This is a genomic window from uncultured Corynebacterium sp., from assembly GCF_902489365.1.
In the GTDB taxonomy this organism is placed as follows: domain Bacteria; phylum Actinomycetota; class Actinomycetes; order Mycobacteriales; family Mycobacteriaceae; genus Corynebacterium.
In genome coordinates this window covers 1-5739 of record NZ_CABTZR010000112.1, presented here as the reverse complement: position 1 = coordinate 5739, position 5739 = coordinate 1, and the positions used below count along the sequence as shown (strand labels likewise).

Sequence of the window (5739 nt, the reverse complement as noted above, 5' to 3'; positions counted from 1 at the left end):
GGGATTTCCTGGCCGAATATGCTGATCAACCAGCAGATTCAGGTGGGGGAGTGCGTGCTCGAGGTCTCCATTCCGCGCACGCCCTGCGCCACCTTCTCCGGTTGGATGGATGAGCCCGGCTGGCTCAAGTCCTTCACTGAGCGTGGCGATTGCGGTTCCTACCTGCGCATCATCGAGCCCGGCCGCATCACTTCTGGCGATGAGATTACGCTCATCGGCCGCCCCGACCATGACATCACCATGGGCATAGCCTTCGCCGCCAAGATGGGGGACAAGGACCTAGCCCGGCGCGTCGTCGACGCCGGCTGCCTCGCTGCCGTCCACCATGACCAGCTGGTTAAGCGCCTGCAGCCCCGCGGTTAGCTAGCCATTCATAGGTTGTCGCTTGTGAACCGCGCGTACCATCCATACGCACGAATCGTGCCTTGACCAACGACTTCAACGCATATCGGACCTGCGCTCGAGTAAGGTTTGTGGCTGTTTCTATTTCGCCGATGGACAGCGGTTGTGCCGCCACACTCAGCGCCTCTGCTACGCGCGGGGCGTTGACCCCCAGGCCGTCCACGTTCACTGGTGCATCCACTCGTCGTTGCGATTCGATGCGGGATTCCTCCTTGCGTGGTAGCTCCCAGGTACGGGCTTCTCCACGCGTGTCCGGCCGCCACATCTTCACCGTAAATTGCACACCAGAATCTATCAGGTCAGGCTCCGGTAGTCCTTGCTCTCGCGCGGCATCCAGCATGAGCTGCACGCCGCCGCCTTCGCCCTCAATAACAAAAGAGCCATCGTCTGCTTTGAGATATCGGCACAGTCTATAGAGCCGCTGGTTAATCTCCTGGCGTGCCAGATCTCTCGACTTGAGCTGTTCAACCGTCAGATCCCGTAGGCCTCCTGGACTAGAGATAACCATCTTGTCCGGTAGTAGGCGGACATCAATCGATTTACCCGCACCCAACGTATTTGGCCCAAGATCACGGTGCACCAATGCATTAGCCACGGCCTCTCGAATGGCCGGAAGGGGAAGTTCAGGAACTTCCACCATTGATCCGTCCTCTCGATATCGCCGTACGGCGGCTAAACGTTGCCTTACCCATCCCATTACCGAGTTCAACAGCACCGGAACGGGCCCCTCAAAGGTCTCCAACCCCAACACACGCCCGTGCTTCGAACCATTTGGTAGCCTTTGCGCCACCGTTACTGCTAAGGAGGGAAAATGTCCTTGGGGATAGAAACCCAGCGCATACAAGCCAGCAAGCGTCAGCTCTCCAGTCGCGGTCGTCACCGCTAGCGCCCGTAAGACGTCCTCATCTTGAGTAAGTCCCGATAGTCGCCGATTCTTTTTCCGCGCCTGAACCAAGAAATCTTGCACCACGTCGCTATCTAGGTCTGCAAGGCTCGTGCCCTCCACAATCGTCGTGTCATAGGACACTGCCTCTTCGGCATGCAGCTTTGCTACGTCCATCATGCGTAGCTCGGAGGCACTCATTCGGTAGTCCCCATCAGCCATTCGAAGATACGCTTCTCCTCTGTAGATAGCAGGCTTATCAATAATTGGAAGACCCGTAACCTCCGCAATCACGACATGCGTGCCATCTATTGCCACACTGTCGGTATGCACTGTGACTGGAGGGGTGATGGCATGACGCGCCTGCGAGGCCAGAGCAGCCTCCATCTCCGAAGGATTCTCAATGCCAGTGACAATGAATCCTTCTTTCTCATTGACACCGAGAATGATAAGACCGCCACTCGGCATGTTTGCGAACGCGCACAATGTCTGCGGTAGAGAGTCCGGAATGCCCCCTTGAGCGGTTTTGACCTCGACTGTTGTTGAATCACCGCCGCGCAACTCAAGCTCAGCCAATAGCTCTCTCAGCTGATTCTCGGACCAATTTTTCACGACGAATACCCGCCTTCAATGTTAACAATGACGGCTCAATGCTAACTTCATTCCTCTTCAATGACAAGAGTTCTCATTGATCTTCCCATTGAGGTGTCATTGACGTTCTCGTTGAGGCCGAATTATGACCCTGCAACCCCGCATGTTTAAGCGCTATCTAGCACCTAAACCCCAATGAGTGGTTGGATAAGAGTTATCCAACCACTCATTGGGGTTTGACGAATGGATAGCCTCTACATGCCCCACTACGTTACCGAGAGCTGGATCCCCGACGCAGGATCCGGCATTCCCCGGCGCGATAAGGCCGTAGGTCCTTTTCAAGCGTATGTCCCTGCCCATCTTGCTAGTAAGGCGTGGACTTTTTCTCCAGAGCTCACCAGCCGAGCAGCGCGTATCGAGCGAGAGATCTTGAGGCTCAACCGTCATGCTGCTTCCGGCCAGTTGGAGTCTGTGGCCGCTTACTCATGCGTTCTGAGGCGATCTCCTCCTCACGCATTGAAGGTATTGCGCCCAACGTCGATAAGGTTGTCCTCGCGGAACTCGCCCAAGAGGAGGAAGTCCGTGGTTTTAAGGAAGGCGCGGAAGAGGTTGCCCGCAACCTCACCGTTCTGCGTTCCATTGAGAAGAGCTTTGCCACCGAACCAACAATCTCTGTCGAGCTTCTCGAAAAGCTTCGAAGAGAGTGGATGGGGGAGAAGGGCTCTATTTCCACTGGACTTCGCACTATTCAAAACTGGACCGGTGGAAGTAACCACACACCCATTGGGGCCGAGTTCATCCCAGCGCCCCCAGGCCTAGTCCGTGACCTCGTTGAAGACCTGTGCCTTTACCTAGATGGCGCTTAGCACGGTGCTCTCATCCAAGCCGCGATTGCTCACGCTCAATTCGAAACGATTCACCCATTTTCAGATGGCAACGGCCGTGTGGGCCGTGCTCTCATTCATGGGATTCTTCTGCGTCGCGGACTTACTGAATACACCATTCTGCCGGTAAGCCTCGTCCTCGGTACGCGGTCCAAATCGAAAGCTACCTGCCTTTTCGCACCATCGAGCGTTGTAAAATCCTCACCATGGAGCGCACGTATAAGTGGGAGCATGTCGAGACTCCCCTCATCCGGAACGAGGCCGCAGTTCATTTTTTAGGAGCCGGTTTGACCGCTTCCGGAGTGCAATACGGCGATGGATACGAGGCCACGTGGGAGCTGCACGCCGCGGAGAACTGGGTGACCGAACGTGTGTCGGTGAACGTTGAAGGCGACGGATGGGGGCGAAGCCTCGAGCTGTTTAGGTCCGAACAAGGCGTGTGGTCGGCGGAAACCAATGAAGAGGGCGCCCAGCCTGAAGATCTGCCCTCCCCCGGTATCGTCCAGTCAGCCGACCTGAAAGCCGCACTCGATTGCGATCTCGGTCTGTGCCCTCTCACCAACACAATGCCTATTCGTTGCTTGACGCTGCTTGAGACTCAGGTTCCGAAAACGCAGCTGATCATGGCTTGGATTGATATACCGTCCCTCCAGGTGATCGCATCAGACCAGTACTACAGCTCCGTCGATGCTGAAACTGTCCGATACGAAAGCGGAACACGGGGAGTCGACGTCGAGTTGGAGGTCGACGGTGACGGAGTGGTCGTACACTACCCTGATCTCGCACGGCGGGTCTGATCCGGAAACAACTCTAACTAAGCTGGGCGGTATGAACGACCTGACCATCGCGCCTGGCCCAGGGATCCCCGGGGGTCTGGTCATCGTCGCCGCCGACCTGACGGAGCGGTTCGCGAAGTCGTCGGGACCAGGCGGCCAAGGCGTCAATACTACGGACAGCAAAGTGCAGCTTTCCGTCGATATCGCTACGTGCTCATCGCTTTCCGACGCCCAGCGTCGCCGCGTCCTTCACAACCTCGAGCACCGCCTAGACGGCACCGTCCTTACCGTTACCGCATCGACCCAGCGATTGCAGGTACGCAACCGCGCCGAGGCACGAGGTCGCATGGCCGCCCTCTTGCGCGAGGCGCTCGCTCCGCTTCCTCCTCCGCGGCGCAGAACCAAGCCGACGCAGAGCTCGGTGCGACGCCGTCTCGAAGCGAAAAAGCGGCGCTCGGAACTCAAGTCCACGCGACGGCGGCCCCAAATTCCCTAGTTCGAACCATCCGCGTGCATATCCTCACGCAGACGGACCTGGTTCGGGTAACCGCTACGCTGAGACAGCTTGGACCGGTTGAATCCGCTCGATTTCCGAGAGGATCTTGTCTTCCGCCACGTCCAAGTCATATTGAGCCTGTAACCCGAGCCAGAACTGGGGGCTCATCTCGAAAAACTTCGCTAGACGAAGGGCCGTGTCAGCGGCTACAGCGCGCTTACCGTGAACAATTTCGTTGATCCGGTGGGGCGGAACGCCGATGGAGACGGCGAGCTTGTGCTGGGTGATCCCCATTCCTTTGAGGAAGTCCTCCATGAGGATCTCACCGGGGTGAACCGGAGGGAGCTTGTCAGTGGTAGTCAACGATCTCAACCTCCTCTGGCCCCGCGGCGGACCACCGAAAACAGATCCGCCACTGGTCGTTGATTCAAATGCTGAACTGACCCCGCCGATCACCTTTCAACGCCTCGAGCCGGTTTCCCGGGGGAATCCGCTCTCGTTTCCACAGACGCTCAGTGTCCTTGTCAGCGAACGACTGGATCATGCTTGACCCTTCCCCCCATAACGTGAAGATTCTGGAGAACCTCGCCGCCCACGTCGCTCCCGCGTTGGGTGGCAGCCGAACCACAAAGGATCAGTCATCTGCTATCCCATCGACTAATTCCTGCAGGTCGCAGGACCTTCGCGTAACCGTCAGTTCAGTACATTTTGAATAGTTCAGCACACGTTGTATTGTTCAGCACATGCTGACTATTGCTTCGCGCCTCGACGTCATGAACCGGCTCGGCCGGGCCATGGCTGATCCGACGCGTTCCCGAATCCTGATGACCCTACTCGACGGTCCGGGCTACCCGGCCGAGATTTCGCAAAGCTTGGATCTGACCCGCTCGAACGTCTCGAACCACCTGTCCTGCCTACGCGATTGCGGCATCGTCGTCGCTGAGCCGGAGGGCCGTAAGACCCGCTACGAAATTGCCGATCCGCACCTCGCGGCGGCGCTCGAAGCGCTGGTCAACGCGACGCTGGCCGTCGACGAGAATGCCCCCTGCATCGACACTGAGTGCTCGGTGCCCGGCTGCGGCGAGAAAGGAACGGACGCATGAGTTCAGCATGTGGATGCGAACACGAACCCGCCACGGAGATCGAAGAGCGCGATCGGCCATGGTGGAAGGACCCCGAGTTGCTACTGCCGATCTTCTCCGGCGTAGCCCTCATTACAGGACTGGCGCTGGACTGGTCCGACTTGGAGACGCCCGCAACGGTACTGTATTGGCTTGGCCTGCTGTTGGGCGCTTATACGTTCGCACCTGGAGCGATCCGGAACCTTGTCACGAAGCGCAAGCTCGGCATTGGCTTGCTTATGACGATCAGCGCGGTCGGCGCGGTGATCCTTGGTTTCGTCGGAGAGGCCGCGGCGCTAGCGTTCCTGTACTCGATCGCCGAAGCACTGGAAGACAAGGCGATGGACCGGGCCCAGAGCGGACTGCGGGCACTGTTGAAGTTGGTGCCACAGACCGCGACCGTGCTGCGCGACGGCACGGCGGTCGAGGTCGCTGCGAAGGACCTCGTGGTTGGCGAGCTGATGCTCGTACGCCCCGGGGAGCGGATCGCCACGGACGGCATCATTCGGTCCGGACACTCCAGCCTTGACACCTCAGCGATCACCGGAGAATCCATTCCGGAGGAGGTTGCGCCCGGCGACGAGGT

The 5739-nt window shown here is 58.3% G+C and carries 6 protein-coding genes and 3 pseudogenes; 6 read left to right on the top strand and 3 right to left on the bottom strand.

Annotated features, from left to right (window positions below):
• A partial coding sequence (locus RDN59_RS11200) for an MOSC domain-containing protein (protein WP_308607910.1) occupies positions 1-363 on the top strand: 363 nt, incomplete at its 5' end.
• Here RDN59_RS11200 and RDN59_RS11195 read toward each other — a convergent pair.
• Positions 338-1897 carry an ATP-binding protein gene (locus RDN59_RS11195; RefSeq protein WP_308607909.1) on the bottom strand — a complete coding sequence of 520 codons (1560 nt, stop codon included), beginning with the start codon at positions 1895-1897 and terminating at the stop codon, positions 338-340. The genes RDN59_RS11200 and RDN59_RS11195 overlap by 26 nt on opposite strands.
• 237 nt (positions 1898-2134) lie before the next feature.
• Between RDN59_RS11195 and RDN59_RS12315 the strand changes: the two are divergent.
• The 3 genes and pseudogenes from RDN59_RS12315 to arfB form a co-directional block, all read left to right on the top strand.
• A pseudogene (locus RDN59_RS12315) lies at positions 2135-2916 on the top strand (Fic family protein); the annotation flags it as partial.
• Between the two features lie 50 nt (positions 2917-2966).
• The gene (locus RDN59_RS11180; protein WP_307891095.1) at positions 2967-3557 is read left to right on the top strand and encodes a putative glycolipid-binding domain-containing protein; all 591 of its coding nucleotides are present in this window, start codon (positions 2967-2969) and stop codon (positions 3555-3557) included.
• Positions 3558-3588: 31 nt separating this feature from the next.
• On the top strand, positions 3589-4032 hold the full coding sequence (gene arfB / locus RDN59_RS11175; RefSeq protein ID WP_308607907.1) for an alternative ribosome rescue aminoacyl-tRNA hydrolase ArfB: 444 nt from the start codon (positions 3589-3591) through the stop codon (positions 4030-4032).
• Positions 4033-4086: 54 nt separating this feature from the next.
• Here arfB and RDN59_RS11170 read toward each other — a convergent pair whose 3' ends face one another.
• Together RDN59_RS11170 and RDN59_RS11165 are read right to left on the bottom strand one after the other, a co-directional pair.
• Positions 4087-4347 carry a HigA family addiction module antitoxin gene (locus RDN59_RS11170; RefSeq protein ID WP_308607911.1) on the bottom strand — a complete coding sequence of 87 codons (261 nt, stop codon included), beginning with the start codon at positions 4345-4347 and terminating at the stop codon, positions 4087-4089.
• A 34-nt stretch (positions 4348-4381) separates the two neighbouring features.
• Positions 4382-4576: pseudogene (locus RDN59_RS11165) on the bottom strand (type II toxin-antitoxin system RelE/ParE family toxin).
• Positions 4577-4775: 199 nt separating this feature from the next.
• On the opposite strand from RDN59_RS11165, the gene RDN59_RS11160 reads away from it, so the two are divergent.
• Entirely contained in the window at positions 4776-5135 is a 360-nt protein-coding gene (locus RDN59_RS11160) for a helix-turn-helix transcriptional regulator (protein WP_005530797.1), read from the top strand.
• Positions 5132-5739, top strand: a pseudogene (locus RDN59_RS11155) (cation-transporting P-type ATPase); the annotation flags it as partial. The gene RDN59_RS11160 and the pseudogene RDN59_RS11155, both read left to right, overlap by 4 nt.

What these genes read in the sequence shown, in the direction of transcription:
- RDN59_RS11160 (WP_005530797.1), top strand. Translation starts at nt 4,776, where the DNA reads ATGCTGACTATTGCTTCGCGCCTCGACGTCATGAACCGGCTCGGCCGG.
- RDN59_RS11180 (WP_307891095.1), top strand. Translation starts at nt 2,967, where the DNA reads ATGGAGCGCACGTATAAGTGGGAGCATGTCGAGACTCCCCTCATCCGG.
- arfB (WP_308607907.1), top strand. Translation starts at nt 3,589, where the DNA reads ATGAACGACCTGACCATCGCGCCTGGCCCAGGGATCCCCGGGGGTCTG.
- RDN59_RS11170 (WP_308607911.1), bottom strand. Translation starts at nt 4,347, where the DNA reads ATGGAGGACTTCCTCAAAGGAATGGGGATCACCCAGCACAAGCTCGCC.